A 13,749-nucleotide genomic window follows, 5' to 3' on the forward strand; every position below is an offset into this window, starting at 1 on the left:
TCACACGCATCCGCTCCACTCCGGGGCGAGAAGAAGAAGGAGGACAGCATGTCGCTCGAGAAATGGCTCGTGCAGGCGGGCGAATCGAAGGTCATCGACCTCGATGTCGTCCGCTCCGTCAAGATCGCCCTGGTCGGAGGTCAGATCGACGTCATCGCGCACGACGAGCCGACCGCCCGCGTCGAGGTCCACAGCGTCGGCGGACGCCCGCTCAAGGTCTCGATGGACGGCGACCGCCTCGAGATCGACCACATCCAGCTGCGCTGGGACTCGATCGTCGAGGTCGTGAAGGGCCTCGGCCGTCGCGGCGACCGCGCCGACGTGAGCCTCCTGGTCCCCCGCGGTGTCGCGCTCAAGTTCGACACCGTCTCGGCCGACGGCCTCGTCTCTGGCCTGCACAGCGACGCCCGCGTCTCGACCGTCGGCGGCGACGTCGTGATCGACGGCCTGCACGGCGACATCGACGTGAACACCGTGCACGGCGAGCTCTCGGTGCGCAACCACACCGGCCGCGTCGCCGCGCACACCGTCTCGGGCGACGTCACCGCCGCCGGCGCCCTCACCCGCTTCACCGTGGACGGCGTCTCGGGCAGCGTCTTCGTCGACGCCGAGGGAACCCCCGACGAGATCCAGGCCAACACGGTCAGCGGCGACCTCACCGTCCGCATCGACGAGGGCCTCGGCGCGCGCTACCGCATCAACACCGTCTCGGGCACCCTGCAGCTCGACGGCTCGGTCGTGCGCGGCACGTTCGGCCGCGGCTACACCTCGACCACGGGATCCCTCGACTCGAAGTGGGTCGACATCGCCGCCAACTCGGTGACCGGCGATGTCGTCGTCGTGCGCCGCAGCTCCGCGGGCGCCACCGCCTCCGCCTCCGTCGGCGAGAGCGCCGGCTGGGGCTCCCCCGACGCCGGCTCCCCGACCGACGACCAGCGTCCGATGGACGGGGGTGCACTGTGAGCCCCGTCTTCGCGCACGGACGCCTGCGCCTCTACCTGCTCAGCCTCCTCGCCGAGGCGCCCAAGCACGGCTACGAGCTGATCCAGGCCCTCAGCGACCGCTTCGGCGGCACCTACGCCCCGAGCGCCGGCACGGTCTACCCGCGCCTCGCGAAGCTCGAGGAGGAGGGGCTCGTCACCAAGGAGGCCGACGGCCGCAAGACCGTCTACTCGATCACCGACGAGGGCCGCGCCGAGCTCGCGAACCGCGCCACCGATCTGGGCGACATCGAGGACGAGCTGACGGATTCGGTCCGCCGCCTCGCCGACGAGGTCCGCCTGGGCGTCGCGGAGGCGATGAAGAGCCTCCGCGCCGACCTCGCCAGCGCGGCCCGCGACGCCCGCGGGGATCGCGGCGACCGCGCCCCCGAGCACTCGGCCGAGCAGCCCCCGCGCACGCAGGACGAGCCGGCCGCCCAGCCCGCTCGGGAGTCGACCCCCGCGCCGACCGACGCGCGCACCGCCTCCCGCCTCGCCCTGCGCGACGCGGAGGTGCTGCTCACCGAGTTCCGCGACGAGCTTCGGGCCGAGCTCCGCACCGCCGCCTCGCAGGGCTCCGTCACGCCGGCCAGCGTGGACGCGCTGCGGTCTGCGCTCGAGCAGGCTCGTGCCTCCGTCCGCTCGACCCTGAGCTGACCCCGGCACGACCCGCGAGAAACCGCTGAAGGGCGGGGCCCCGCACGGGATCCCCGCCCTTCAGCGCGTCTCAGTCGTCGAGCCGCGCCCGCTCGAGCGGATCCGGCGAGAAGCGTCCGCGCGGGATCCGCGAGCGCACGAGCATCCCGATGCCGATCAGCGCGGCCGCCGAGCCCATCACGATGCCGCTGACCGCGTCGATCCGCCCCTGCGACTCCGCGTGCACCAGGCTGAGCAGCGCCGTCTGCGCGAGCACCAGCAGCACGAGGGCCGCCGCGATGTTCGCCAGGCGCGCGGCCTCGAGCAGCAGGGCCCGCTGGCGCCGGGCGGTGATCGTGCCCACGATCGCGAACGTCAGCTCGGTCAGCGCGATGACCGCCAGAGCGAGCGCGATCGGCTGCGGGAACGCCGCCTCGGGCGAGTCGTCGACGAACTCCCACGCGGAGGCCGCCGTGTAGAGGACAGCGCTGATCGCGATCATCCGCCCGATCACCCGGTAGAGCCGTCGCTGCACGGCGAAGTCGGCTCGCACGCCGCGCCGGGAGTGGTGCGCCCGGAAGACGAGCACCCGCGAGACGGCGACCGCGGCCGTGACGAGCACGTTCGCGAAGAGGAACAGCGACGGCGCCGCGACGGTGAGCGCGATCTTGCCCAGGACGACGAGGATGCTGATCGGCACGCCGAGTCCGATGAGCAGGACACCGCGCTCGTACGTGTCGGCGACCGCCGCGCGCAGGCGGTCGGCGGGGGTCGGCGAGACGACCGCGGTCGTCTCGGGCAGTGCCTCCGGGCCCGTCATGCTCCTCCTCCGCGTCCGCACGCGCAGGACACCCCATTCTCCGCCCACGAACGCGCCACCCGACGCGCCTACTCGCGCCCCACCGCCAGCGCCTCCTCCTCGACGTCGAGGAACGCGAGAGCACTCACCACGGCGGGCTCCTGGTAGCGCCCCTCGGCGCGCGCCCGCAGCACCGCCTCCCGCTCGGCCGCGATCATCACGCGCCGGAGCCGGTTGTACGAGTGGGTCAGCGGCTCCGAGTCCTCGGCCGCCGGAGGGTTCTCGAGCGCGTCCGCGAGGAACGTGGCGTTGCGCCGCAGCCGGTCGAGCACCCGCTCCTCCACTCCGTCCTGCGGCTCCTCGTCGAGCCGCGCCAGCCCGGCCGTCTGCGCCTCGGCGAGCAGCATCTGCTTCTCGACGTGCTCCTGCATGTCGTTCGGAGGCGGCAGCTTCAGCACGCGGATCAGGCTCGGCAGCGCGAGCCCCTCGACGAGCGTGCCCGCCACCACCACGAAGGCGAGGAACTGCAGGAACTCCCGCTGCGGCGTCTCCTCGGGCAGGAGGAACGCGGCGGCCAGCGTGACGACGCCGCGGATCCCCGCGAACGAGACGCCGATCGCCGTCGGCCAGGTCCAGCCGCGCTGCTGCAGCCGCCGGGGCCCGTGCCGGTAGAGCACGGTCGTCATGATCATCCAGAGCACGCGGCTGCCGATCAGCGTCGCGAGCAGGGCAGCGCTGATGCCCACCGTCTGCCAGAGCCCGATCCCGGAGTCGGCGGTCGCCTCGACGACCGACGCGAGACTCAGCCCGATGAAGAGGAACACCGCGTTCTCGAGCAGGAACTGGATCGTGCGCCAGTTCAGCGACTCCGCGATGCGCGCCTGCGCCGACTGGATCACCGGCGCCCGGAAGCCCAGGTAGAGCCCGGCGACCACGACCGCGAGCACTCCCGAGCCGTGCAGCAGCTGCGCCGGGATGAAGGCGAGGTACGGGGTCACGAGCGACAGGCTCGTGTCGAGCACCGAGGACTGCACCTGCTTGCGCACGGCCCCGAGCACCACGGCGACGACGATGCCCACGCCTCCGCCGACGACCACGGCGAGCACGAAGTCGAGGGCGACCCCGCCCGGAGTGACGGTGCTGGCCAGAGCCAGGATCGACGCGTTCAGCGCGACCAGCGCAGTCGCGTCGTTGAGCAGGCTCTCGCCCTCGAGCACCGTGAGCATGCGGCGCGGCAGGCGGAGCCGTCCGGCGATCGCGGTGACCGCCACCGCGTCGGTGGGAGCGACGATCGCCCCGAAGGCGAGGGCCGCGGCGATCGAGATCGCCGGCACCACCGCCCAGGCCACCGCGCCCACCACGAGCACCGTGAAGACGACCAGGCCGACCGAGAGCAGCAGGATGCTGTCGCCGCGCGCCCGGACGTCGAGCACGGAGGTGCGGATCGCCGCCGCGTAGAGCAGCGGCGGCAGGATCCCGAACAGCACCACGTCGGGCTCGACCACCACCTCGGGGATCCCGGGCACGAACGAGGCGAGCGCGCCCACCGCCACGAGGGCGACGGGCGCCGACCAGTTCACCCGGCCCGAGAGCCCGGTCACCAGGACGGTGACGACGACGAACGAGACGATCCAGACGATCGCGACGACCGGCTCCTCCACAGGGCCCCTCCCCGGGGCGCGGACGGCGCGCCTCCGGGCACCATCATGGCGCGCGGAGCGGACCCGCGGAGGAGCGCCCGTGGATCAGGCGACCCGCGTCAGCCGAGCCGCCTCAGCGCTGCGCGTCGTGCACATCGCGCGCCTTCATCACCCGCGCCGAGTCGACCGGGTTCATGCCGAGCACGATCTTGCCGCGCGAGTGCCGCTTCTCGAGGTCGTCGAACGCGTCCTGCACGAAGCCGTAGGGGTAGAAGCCCGAGACGAGCACCCGCAGCTTCTGCGCGGCGACGAGGCCGACCAGCTCGCCGAGGATCTCGGTGTCCTGCGCCGCCGTCTCGGCGTCGGGCCAGACGGCGCGCAGCTCGATCTCCTTGCGGTCGTCGCTCGAGTGGTACCGGCTGCCCTCGATGCCCAGCGACGCGGCGAGCTCGTCGTTGCCGCCGAAGTTGTCCAGGAACGCCGTGACACCGCCCGGGGCGGCCTCGCGGATGCGCTCGGCGATGCCGTCGCCGTAGACGATCGGCTTCACTCCGATCTGGCGGAGGTAGTCGAAGTTGCGCTCGCCGCAGGTGCCGATGACGGTCGCCCCGCGCAGCTTCGCGAGCTGGATCTCGAGACTGCCGACCCCGCCCGCCGCGGCCGAGACGACCACGGTGTCGCCCGCGGCGACATGCACCGCCTCGAGTGCCCGCCACGCGGTCACGCCGGCGAGGAACAGCGCACCGCCGACCTCCCAGCTGACCGAGGCGGGCTTGGGCACGAGGTTCTCGCGCGGCACGACCACGTGGGTGGCGTGCGAGCCCACGAGCGCGTGGCCGACCACGTCGCTTTTGAGCTTGAGATCGGTGACCCCCTCGCCCAGGCCCACGACCACGCCGGCGAGGTCGGTGCCCTGGCGCATGGGGAAGACGGCGGAGTGGTCGGAGTCGAAGCGGCCCTCGCGGATGAACGCCTCCATGTGGTTCACGCCCGCGGCGAGCACCTCGACGATTACCTCGCCCCGGCCGGGCACCGGCCTCTCGACCTCCGCGACCTCGAGCACGTCGGTTCCGCCGAAGCGGGAGTACTGGACCACACGGGCGGAGTCGGAGCGGAGACGGTTCATGGGCTCATCCTGTTCCTCCCCGCGCGAGAACCGGTGACCCCCGAACGGGGACGTGCGCCTCGCGGCCACCCGGATCGGCCGCGCGAATCCGTAAGGGCACGAATCATTCGTGCCGCGACGAGTGACAGGATGAGCGGGTGGAACCGGACCCGCTCGCCCTGCAGAACCAGGTGTGCTTCTCGCTCGCCGTCGCCGCGCGCACCGTCATCGGCCTCTACCGCCCGGTCCTGGAGCCGATGGGCCTCACGCATCCGCAGTACCTCGTCCTGCTCGCCCTCTGGGAGCGCAGCCCCCGCTCGCTCGGCGACCTCGGCGACGCGCTGCACCTCGAGCCCGCCACCCTCAGCCCCCTGGTGAAGCGGCTGGAGGCGAACGGCCACGTCACCCGGACCCGCAGCACGGAGGACGAGCGCCGCCTCGACGTCGCGCTCACCCCGTCGGGGGCTGCTCTGCGCGAGGAGGCCCTGCGCGTGCCTCCGCAGATCGTCGAGCGCCTCGATCTGCCCCTCGACGACCTCGTCGCGATCCGCGACTCCCTCACCCGCCTCATCGGAGCCGCGTCCCGCCCCTGAGGCTCGCGCGGCGCCTGCCCGACGACTGTCGGAAAATCCCCGGTCACAGCGACGGATCAGCCCGCTCACGGCTGGGCTCGTGACGGCTTGACTCGCCTTGCGCACGGAGTAATGTCGTCGCTCGTGACACAAGAGGGCCCCGGGTCCGACGCGCTGGCCTCCGCCTCCGACGCCGGCGAACTGCGGACGGCGAAGCACTTCTTCATCGGGGAGCCCCTCTCGAGCGACAAGCTCGAGGGCCAGCTCCTCAAGAAGCGCCTCGCGCTCCCGATCTTCGCCAGCGACCCGCTCTCCTCCGTGGCTTACGCGCCGCAGGAGCTGCTGATGATCCTGCTGCTCGGCGGGCTCTCGTTCCTCACCTTCGCGCCGTGGGTCGCGGCCTGCGTGGTCGTCCTGCTGCTCGTCGTGGTGCTGAGCTACCGGCAGCTGATCCGCGCCTACCCCTCCGGCGGCGGCGACTACGAGGTGGCCCGCACCAACCTCGGCGAGACGGCCGGCCTCACCGTCGCCTCCGCCCTCCTGGTCGACTACGTCCTCACCGTGGCGGTCTCGGTCGCCTCCGGAGTCGACAACATCATCTCCGCGGTCCCCGAGCTCGCGCCGCTGCGGGTCGAGCTCGCGATCCTCTTCGTGGTGCTGCTGGCCGCGGTGAACCTCCGCGGCGTCTCGGAGTCGAGCAGGGCGTTCGCGATCCCGACGTACCTCTTCGTCGTCAGCGTCTTCGTCATGGTCGTCGTCGGCCTCGTCCGCACCTTGCTGGGCGACGCCCCGGTCGCGGAGTCGGCCGGCTACACCGTCCGCGCCGACGAGCTCACCCAGGCGGCCGTCGTGCTCCTCCTGCTGCGCTCGTTCGCCAGCGGATGCGCGGCCCTCACCGGCGTCGAGGCGATCTCGAACGGCGTGCCGGCGTTCCGAGCCCCCAAGGTGAAGAACGCGCAGCGCACCCTCGTGGCGATGGGCTCCATCGCCATCGTGCTCTTCGTGGGTCTCACCGCCCTCGCCCTCGTCTCGGACGTGCACTACGCCGAGGACGCGTGCCACCTCGTCGGCTTCGCGGGCTGCGAGGACACTCCGCAGCGCTCCGTGATCGCGCAGGTCGCCGCCGCGACCTTCGGCAACGGCTCGATCCTCTTCTTCGTGATCCAGGCGGCGACCGCGGCGGTCCTCCTGCTCGCGGCGAACACCGCGTTCAACGGCTTCCCGCTGCTGGGCTCCGTGCTCGCCCGCGACGGCTTCGCCCCGAAGTCGCTGAACACCCGCGGCGACCGCCTGATCTACTCCAACGGAGTGATCATCCTCGCGCTCGTCGCCGCGATCATCCTGCTCGTCTACCAGGCCTCGCTGACGAGCCTGGTGCAGCTGTACATCATCGGCGTCTTCGTCTCGTTCACCCTCGGGCAGACCGGCATGGTGAAGCACTGGATCCGGCTCATCAAGCAGGGCGAGGGCTCCCGCACCGTCTACACGAGCCTGGGCATCAACCTCTTCGGAGCGGCCCTGACCTTCGTGGTCCTCGTGATCGTCACGATCACGAAGTTCACCCACGGCGCCTGGCTCGTCTACCTGGTGATGCCGATCCTGGGTGTCCTGATGGCCGGCGTCTACCGCTACTACCGCGACGTCGAGAAGGAGATCGAGGTCGACCCGACCACGACCTTCGGAGCGAACGGCGACCACGCGATCGTGCTCGTGGGCCGCATGAACAAGCCGACGCTGAAGGCGCTCGACTACGCCATCGCCGCCCGGCACGAGACGCTCGAGGCCGTCCACTCCTCCATCGACGACGCCCAGACCGCCCAGTTGAAGGCCGATTGGGAGCGGATGGACATCCAGGTGCCGCTGCGCTGCGTCGCCTCGCCCTACCGCGACATCTCGTACCCGCTGATCAAGTACATCAAGGCGCACCGCCTCGAGCACGGGTCCGAGATCACCACCGTGTACATGCCGCAGTACATCGTCGGCCACTGGTGGGAGTCGTTCCTCCACAACCACAAGTCGCGCCGGATCCGCCAGAAGCTGCTGCTCGTGCACGGGGTGACCGTGGCGCTGGTGCCGTGGCTGCTCGACTCGTCCGAGCTGATCTACGGCCGCCGCTCGCGGCCGATCCCGGGCCAGGCGCGCCGCGGCGAGCCGGTGCGCCCGGTGACCCGCCGGCCGATCCCTCCGGCGTCCGTGCTGCCCAAGGGCGCCGCCGGCGAGGGCGCGCCGCGCAGCACCTCGCGCACCGCGGCCGCCGTCCGCACCAAGAAGGGCGGCAAGCGCCGCTGACCCGGCGCAGAACCTCTGCCGAGACGGGACGTCAGCCGCGATCGTGGCTGGCGGCACTCCCGGCTGAGGTTCTGCGGCACGACGCCGCTGAGGTCCTGCGGCACGCCGCCCGTGAACGGATAGAGGGCCCGCGGCCATCGGCCGCGAGCCCTCGATTTCCCCTTGTGCCTTCCCCCGAAGGCGGCCCGCCCCAACGGGCCGATCTCGACGCTATCGGCGGGCTATGGACCTGCGCATCCTCCTCACGACGGATCCCCACCCGCCGGGAGGTGGGGGGCCGGGGATACGACGAGCCGATGCAGGAGGGCGATGGCGAGGGCCGCTCCTCCCGTGCAGATCACGGTGAGGATCGCCGCGTCGACGACCGAGGAGCGGTACTCGGGGGCCAGCGGATCGAAGCCCGCCACCGCGAGCACGATCCCGACCGGCACGACGGCCGCCGCGAGCACGACCGACCAGGCCGCGAGGCGCACGGCGGTGCGCCCATCGGGAGCGAGGGGGCGGGGCCGGTGAGAGACGTACCAGACCACTGCTCCGATGCCCAGGCCCACGAGTCCGAGCACCCCGCTGCCGTACTGCAGCCACTTGTAGACCGGGAACGGCCCGAGGTCGCGTTCGAGCGCGGGGATCGCCACGACCCCCGCGCCGGACAGATGGGTGAACGCGTCCCAGACCACGTGCGTGGCGGCTCCGATCACGATGCCGGCCGCCGTCAGGAGCAGCGCCGTGACCCACGCGCGCGCACCCCGCGGTCGTGATCGGCGCGGACGGAAGCGCATCCGCACGATCCGCGGCGCGAGGTCGCGCCAGGCGGGCTCGAGCAGCACGATCCAGAGGGCGAGCCCGACGGCGCCGAGCGCCAGATCGACCGTGACGACGCCCAGGAGCGAGTGGGTCGCGCTGCGCGCCCCCTCCCACGGCAGGTACATCCCGAGGTCGGGCATGACCGCGCCGGAGGCCACGGCGCTCGCGGGGATGCGGCCGTTCCTGAAGGCCAGAGCGACGACGGCGTGGCTCGGAGTGAACGGCATGCTCCACGGTATCCCGGCGGCGAGGGCGGGCGTCGGCAAGCGACAGCCGGTCCCGTCCGGGACCACCCGCGCGGGGGGAGCTCGGAGGGGCGCGACCGTAGAATCGCACGGACGTCCGGCCCGCCGGACTCAGGTGACGACGGATCGGAGCGGGTGTGCGGAAGGCGTTCGCGATCCTCCGACTCGCGCTCGCGGGTCTGGGCGCCGTGGGCCTGGTCGCCGACTTCTTCTACACGCTCGGCTTCCGCGCGTTCCAGATCGACAACTTCTTCGCCTACTTCACCACCCAGTCGAACATGGCCGGAGTCGTCCTGCTGGGCCTCTCGGGGCTCGTCGCCCTCGCCCGCACCCGCGAGCCCCGCTGGCTCAGCACCGTGCGGGCCCTCGTGCTGACCTACATGGTGGTCTCGGGCATCGTCTTCGGCCTCATCGCCGTGGAGGCCGGCAATCGCGGCGTCCGCGTCGACGTGCCGTGGTCGAGCGCGCTGCTGCACTTCGTGATCCCGACGCTGGCGATGCTCGACTGGCTCCTCGGCCCCGGCCGGCGTCCCGTGCCGTGGCGCTCGACCCTCACCGTGCTCGGCTTCCCGGTGGTCTGGGGCGTCATCACGCTGGTCCGCGGCGCCCTCATCGGCTGGTACCCGTACTTCTTCCTCGACCCCGATCAGGTCGACGGCCCGGTGATGTACGTCGTCTACGACGTGATCGTGCTCGGGCTCATCTCGGGCATCGCGGCGTTCGTCGTCGCGCTCAGCCGGGTCCGCCCGCTGGGCGAGTCGCACACAGCGGAGTGGCGGGGCCCGTTCGCGAGGCTGCGCGAGCTGGTCAGTCGGGGACGACGGCGAACGGCTCCAGCGCCGTCACCGCGACCGTGAGCAGCTCGTCGTCGCTGAGCGCCTGCAGCGACAGCGCCTGATCGGCGCCGACGAGGCCGATCAGCACCGTCTCCCCGGTGACCGGCTGCAGGTTCACCCACTCCGTGATGCCCGCCTCCGAGCCCACGAGCGACCACCGCACGGCCGACACCGCGTCGGCGTCCGCATCCCAGAACGACTCGTCGAAGCGGAGCCACAGCGTCTCGACGACACCGGAGCCGATCGCCGCGATCGCGGTGCGGTGCGCGAAAGGCAGGGGCGGGTCGAACACGATCGCGTCGGTCTTGAGCACCCCGATCGGCACCGTGACCAGCACGCGGTCGGCCGAGAACGACTCCCCCGTGGCGAGACGGACGCTGGCGCCCTCCTCGTCGTAGCCGATGCCGCTGACGACGGCGCGCAGCGAGACCTCGACGTCCTCGAGCAGCGAGGCGACGAGCGGAGCGAGGCCGTCGGTGAGGACGGCGTCCGCGCGCTCGGAGTCGTCGTCGAGCTCCTCGGCGGTGGTCGCGGCCGAGGCGTCACCGAGCCCGTACCAGGACGAGAGCTCCGCGGGGGCGGCTCCGGTCGTGAGCGCCGCGCCTCCCGCGAGGTACGCGGCGACCCGCTCGGGCTCGCCGTCGCCGCTGCCCGCCTCCGCCTCGGCGGGGTCGGCGGCACCGGACCCGGCGAAGGCCTCGGCGAGCGGCACGTCCGCGGACTGCTCGGCCCCCCACTCCAGCGCCCGGGTCAGCGCATCGGCGCCGGTCGTGCCGACGTCGAGGACGGAGCCGTCGGCCGCGACCGAGCGGATCGCAGCGAGATCGATCGGAGTGGTGCCCACTCCGGCGTCCAGGACGCTCTCGCGCAGGGCCGGGCCGGCGCCGGCCAGCGCCCAGGCTCCACTGTCGACCGCGATGGGCCAGCCGTCGGGCTGCGTGGTCGCGATGCGACCCCCGGTGCGCTCGCGCGCCTCGACGAGGGTGACGTCGTAGCCCGCGTCGACCAGGCGACGGGCCGCGATCGCCCCCGCGAGCCCGGCTCCGACGATCGCGATGCGCTCGCCGTCGCCCGCGACCGCCGCGATCTCGCCGGCGGCGCGGACGCCCGAGTTCCAGGCGCCCTGCAGGGTGCCCGGCTCGGACGAGTCGGTCGCCTCCCCGGCGAAGAAGACGCGGTCGAGCACGTTCTGCGCGAGGTCGTCGCGGTGCTCGGGAGTCGCTCCGACGGGCAGGTAGGAGGTGCTGCCGAGCGCGTACGGATCGGTGCCCCAGGCGGAGCGCACGAACGCCGAGGGCGTCGGAACGGCGGTGGTGCTCGGCGTGGGGACCGGGGCCTTCGTCACCGAGCGGGTGGGCGTCGGACGCGGCGGCGTGCAGCCCGCGAGGACCAGGACGCCGACCCCCGTGGCGGCTCCCGAGAGGAAGGTGCGGCGTCCGATCGTCATCCCCGACATCCTACGTTCTCGCCTCCGAGCGCCGCCCTCGGCGCACCCGGTGATCCTCGCGCGCACCCCCTGCCCGCTCCCCGCGCGCCAGCGCAAGGTCCGGCGGACGCCCGACCGCGAGTGGTAGACCTGGACCATGAGCAACGACATCCGCGAACTCGCCGAGGGCGAGAGCTACCTCGCCTTCTTCCAGGGCGGCCCCTTCGACGGGCAGACCGAGACCCGCGTCAGCACCGACGGCGGCTATGAGAAGGAGGTGGACGTCTACGCGGCCGTGGACGGCCAGGAGACCCACCTCGTCTACACCGCCGTCGCCGCGACGGAGGTCGGCGAGTCGGTCCACGTGACCTTCACCCTCGACGCCCCCGACTCCGACCCGATCGATGACCACGAGGACCGCGGCGGCGGATTCCAGTAGTCCGCACTCCTCCAGGGCGCCGTCCCGGCTTCGGCCGGGGCGGCGTCCGTCGTTCCCGGCCGCCCCGCCTGTGACGAATCATGACGTCCCCCGTGCGGGTGTCGAGCTACCCCTCCTACGATCGCCGCTGGAGCGGCCGAGCAGCGGGCGCCGGACGGAGACGACGATGCCCACCACGAACGCGACGCCCACGATCGGCGAGCAGTCCGCCGAGTTCACCACCGGCTTCACGGCCGCCATCGGAGACGACCTCGCGGCGGTCTTCGCCGGCGAGCAGGCCGACCTCGTCTCGGCCGGAGTGCCCGACCACGCCGTGTCCGCCGGCGACGAACTGCCGGACGCGACGGTCCTCACCGTCGACGGCGACTCCGTCGCGCTGTCCTCCGTGCTGGGTGAGGGCGCGGCCGTGCTCGTCTTCTACCGCGGCGCCTGGTGCCCCTACTGCAACCTCACGCTCCGCCACTACGACGCCACCCTCGCCCCGGCCCTGCGCGAGCGCGGGGTCGCGTTCGTGGCGATCAGCCCCCAGACCGCCGACGGCTCGCGGTCGACGGGCGACGGCGAGCTCGGCTTCACCGTCGTCTCGGACCCGGGCAACACCCTCGCCGGGCGCCTGGGCATCGTGACGGCCCCGAGCGACGCGGCGATCGAGGCGCACACGTCCCTCGGATTCGCGGTGAAGGACTCCAACGCCGACGACACCCCCGCGATCCCGTTCCCGACCGCGCTCGTCGTCGACGCGGGCCGCGTCGTGCGCTTCGCCGACGTGCACGTCGACTACACGACCCGGACCGAGACCGACGAGATCCTCGCGGCGGTCGACGACCTGGCCTGATCCCGCCGGAGCGGGGAGGCCGCTGTCAAGCCTCCCCGCCGTCCGGGCGCTCTCCCCATCCGGCTGCCTAGTCTCCTTCGAACCACCATCGACGCCGACGGACGGCGCCGGAAGGAGAACCCGCATGACCGAGATCACCGCGCACCACGGCCTCTTCAAGGACACGAACCTCCACGTCGACGACACCGGCGGCTCGGGCCGCCCGATCGTCCTGATCCACGGCTGGCCGCTCTCGGGCGAGTCCTGGTCGGAGCAGGTCCCGGCGCTCACCGCCGCCGGCTACCGCGTCGTCACCTACGACCGCCGCGGCTTCGGACGCAGCGACAAGCCGCTCACCGGCTACACCTACGACACGCTGACCGAGGACCTGCACGCGCTCCTCACCGAGCTCGACCTGCAGGACGTCACGCTCGTCGGCTTCTCGATGGGCGGCGGAGAGGTCGCGCGCTACTTCTCGAAGTACGGCACCGAGCGCCTGCGCAGCGTCGTGTTCGCCTCCGCCGTGCCGCCGTACCTGATGAAGGGCTCCGACAACCCGGACGGCCCGCTCTCGACGTCGCAGGCCGCCGAGATGACCGCCGGCCTCACCAAGGACCAGGACTCGTTCTACGACGACTTCACCACGCAGTTCTTCTCGGCGAAGGGCACGCTCGTCGTCTCGGAGGAGCAGCGCCAGGAGGCGCTCGCGCTCGCGAAGCAGTCGTCGAAGGTCGCCGCGCTCGCCTGCATGACGGCGTTCGCGACCACGGACTTCCGCGAGGACCTGCCGCTCGTCACCGTCCCGACGCTCGTCATCCACGGCGACAGCGACGCGACCGTGCCGTTCGAGGGCTCGGGCGCGCGCACGCACGCGGCGATCCCCGGCTCCGAGCTGCACGTCGTCGAGGGCGGCCCCCACGGCGTCAACGTCAGCCACGCGGAGGAGTGGAACGCCCGCGTCCTCGAGTTCCTCGCGAAGTAGCGCCGGTCCCCTCCCCGCTGATCGAGCAGCGCGGCGCTCTCCCCCCTCTTGCTGATCGAGTAGGCCGCTCCGCGGCCGTATCGAGATCCGCCACTCCCGGTGACGCCGGTCTCGATACGCCCCTCCGGGGCTACTCGACCAGCAAGGGCTGCATGCGCTCCCCGCGGGAGCGGCGGGCCCGG

13 protein-coding genes are annotated in these 13,749 nt (G+C 72.4%); 8 read left to right on the forward strand and 5 right to left on the reverse strand.

Features of this window, described 5'->3' with window-relative positions; genetic code table 11:
* Positions 1-48 precede the first annotated feature (48 nt).
* Together ASF46_RS16190 and ASF46_RS16195 are read left to right on the forward strand one after the other, a co-directional pair.
* The gene (locus tag ASF46_RS16190) at positions 49-963 is read left to right on the forward strand and encodes a DUF4097 family beta strand repeat-containing protein (protein ID WP_235576975.1); all 915 of its coding nucleotides are present in this window, start codon (positions 49-51) and stop codon (positions 961-963) included.
* The gene (locus ASF46_RS16195; protein ID WP_056868478.1) at positions 960-1,637 is read left to right on the forward strand and encodes a PadR family transcriptional regulator; all 678 of its coding nucleotides are present in this window, start codon (positions 960-962) and stop codon (positions 1,635-1,637) included. Before ASF46_RS16190 ends, ASF46_RS16195 begins: the two co-directional genes overlap by 4 nt.
* 70 nt (positions 1,638-1,707) lie before the next feature.
* Here the strand turns inward: ASF46_RS16195 and ASF46_RS16200 are convergent, their stop codons facing one another.
* From ASF46_RS16200 to ASF46_RS16210, 3 genes are all read right to left on the reverse strand, one after another.
* Positions 1,708-2,436, reverse strand: coding sequence for a hypothetical protein (locus ASF46_RS16200; protein ID WP_056868479.1), 729 nt, complete (start codon positions 2,434-2,436; stop codon positions 1,708-1,710).
* 68 nt (positions 2,437-2,504) lie between these two features.
* On the reverse strand, positions 2,505-4,076 hold the full coding sequence (locus tag ASF46_RS16205; protein WP_056868480.1) for a cation:proton antiporter: 1,572 nt from the start codon (positions 4,074-4,076) through the stop codon (positions 2,505-2,507).
* 112 nt (positions 4,077-4,188) lie between these two features.
* Positions 4,189-5,181 carry an NADP-dependent oxidoreductase gene (locus ASF46_RS16210; RefSeq protein ID WP_056868481.1) on the reverse strand — a complete coding sequence of 331 codons (993 nt, stop codon included), beginning with the start codon at positions 5,179-5,181 and terminating at the stop codon, positions 4,189-4,191.
* Between the two features lie 137 nt (positions 5,182-5,318).
* Between ASF46_RS16210 and ASF46_RS16215 the strand changes: the two genes are divergently transcribed.
* Together ASF46_RS16215 and ASF46_RS16220 are read left to right on the forward strand one after the other, a co-directional pair.
* Positions 5,319-5,753 carry a MarR family winged helix-turn-helix transcriptional regulator gene (locus ASF46_RS16215; RefSeq protein ID WP_056868482.1) on the forward strand — a complete coding sequence of 145 codons (435 nt, stop codon included), beginning with the start codon at positions 5,319-5,321 and terminating at the stop codon, positions 5,751-5,753.
* A 111-nt stretch (positions 5,754-5,864) separates the two neighbouring features.
* Positions 5,865-8,021, forward strand: a complete 2,157-nt coding sequence (locus tag ASF46_RS16220; RefSeq protein WP_082485565.1) for an APC family permease — start codon at positions 5,865-5,867, stop codon at positions 8,019-8,021.
* Between the two features lie 242 nt (positions 8,022-8,263).
* Here ASF46_RS16220 and ASF46_RS16225 read toward each other — a convergent pair whose 3' ends face one another.
* Positions 8,264-9,052, reverse strand: coding sequence for a DUF4184 family protein (locus tag ASF46_RS16225; RefSeq protein ID WP_056868483.1), 789 nt, complete (start codon positions 9,050-9,052; stop codon positions 8,264-8,266).
* Positions 9,053-9,207: 155 nt separating this feature from the next.
* On the opposite strand from ASF46_RS16225, the gene ASF46_RS16230 reads away from it, so the two are divergent.
* Positions 9,208-9,927 carry a Pr6Pr family membrane protein gene (locus ASF46_RS16230; protein ID WP_056868484.1) on the forward strand — a complete coding sequence of 240 codons (720 nt, stop codon included), beginning with the start codon at positions 9,208-9,210 and terminating at the stop codon, positions 9,925-9,927.
* Here the strand turns inward: ASF46_RS16230 and ASF46_RS16235 are convergent.
* Positions 9,878-11,353: an NAD(P)/FAD-dependent oxidoreductase gene (locus ASF46_RS16235; protein WP_056868485.1), complete on the reverse strand. Its 1,476-nt coding sequence runs from the start codon at positions 11,351-11,353 to the stop codon at positions 9,878-9,880. The two genes, ASF46_RS16230 and ASF46_RS16235, sit on opposite strands and share 50 nt — an antisense overlap.
* Before the next feature lie 136 nt (positions 11,354-11,489).
* On the opposite strand from ASF46_RS16235, the gene ASF46_RS19240 reads away from it, so the two are divergent.
* The 3 genes from ASF46_RS19240 (at position 11,490) to ASF46_RS16250 (ending at position 13,567) form a co-directional block, all read left to right on the forward strand.
* A complete protein-coding gene (locus tag ASF46_RS19240; RefSeq protein ID WP_056868486.1) occupies positions 11,490-11,771 on the forward strand; it encodes a hypothetical protein in 282 nt (93 codons plus the stop codon).
* Positions 11,772-11,937: 166 nt separating this feature from the next.
* A complete protein-coding gene (locus ASF46_RS16245; protein ID WP_056868487.1) occupies positions 11,938-12,606 on the forward strand; it encodes a peroxiredoxin-like family protein in 669 nt (222 codons plus the stop codon).
* Positions 12,607-12,730: 124 nt separating this feature from the next.
* The gene (locus tag ASF46_RS16250; protein WP_056868488.1) at positions 12,731-13,567 is read left to right on the forward strand and encodes an alpha/beta fold hydrolase; all 837 of its coding nucleotides are present in this window, start codon (positions 12,731-12,733) and stop codon (positions 13,565-13,567) included.
* Positions 13,568-13,749 lie beyond the last annotated feature (182 nt).

The organism is Rathayibacter sp. Leaf296 (assembly GCF_001423045.1).
Lineage (GTDB): Bacteria > Actinomycetota > Actinomycetes > Actinomycetales > Microbacteriaceae > Rathayibacter > Rathayibacter caricis.

Excerpts from the sequence above, each read along its gene's own strand:
- ASF46_RS16190 (WP_235576975.1), top strand. The coding sequence starts at position 49 with ATGTCGCTCGAGAAATGGCTCGTGCAGGCGGGCGAATCGAAGGTCATC.
- ASF46_RS16200 (WP_056868479.1), bottom strand. The coding sequence starts at position 2,436 with ATGACGGGCCCGGAGGCACTGCCCGAGACGACCGCGGTCGTCTCGCCG.
- ASF46_RS16210 (WP_056868481.1), bottom strand. The coding sequence starts at position 5,181 with ATGAACCGTCTCCGCTCCGACTCCGCCCGTGTGGTCCAGTACTCCCGC.
- ASF46_RS16220 (WP_082485565.1), top strand. The coding sequence starts at position 5,865 with ATGTCGTCGCTCGTGACACAAGAGGGCCCCGGGTCCGACGCGCTGGCC.
- ASF46_RS16225 (WP_056868483.1), bottom strand. The coding sequence starts at position 9,052 with ATGCCGTTCACTCCGAGCCACGCCGTCGTCGCTCTGGCCTTCAGGAAC.
- ASF46_RS16235 (WP_056868485.1), bottom strand. The coding sequence starts at position 11,353 with ATGACGATCGGACGCCGCACCTTCCTCTCGGGAGCCGCCACGGGGGTC.
- ASF46_RS19240 (WP_056868486.1), top strand. The coding sequence starts at position 11,490 with ATGAGCAACGACATCCGCGAACTCGCCGAGGGCGAGAGCTACCTCGCC.
- ASF46_RS16245 (WP_056868487.1), top strand. The coding sequence starts at position 11,938 with ATGCCCACCACGAACGCGACGCCCACGATCGGCGAGCAGTCCGCCGAG.
- ASF46_RS16250 (WP_056868488.1), top strand. The coding sequence starts at position 12,731 with ATGACCGAGATCACCGCGCACCACGGCCTCTTCAAGGACACGAACCTC.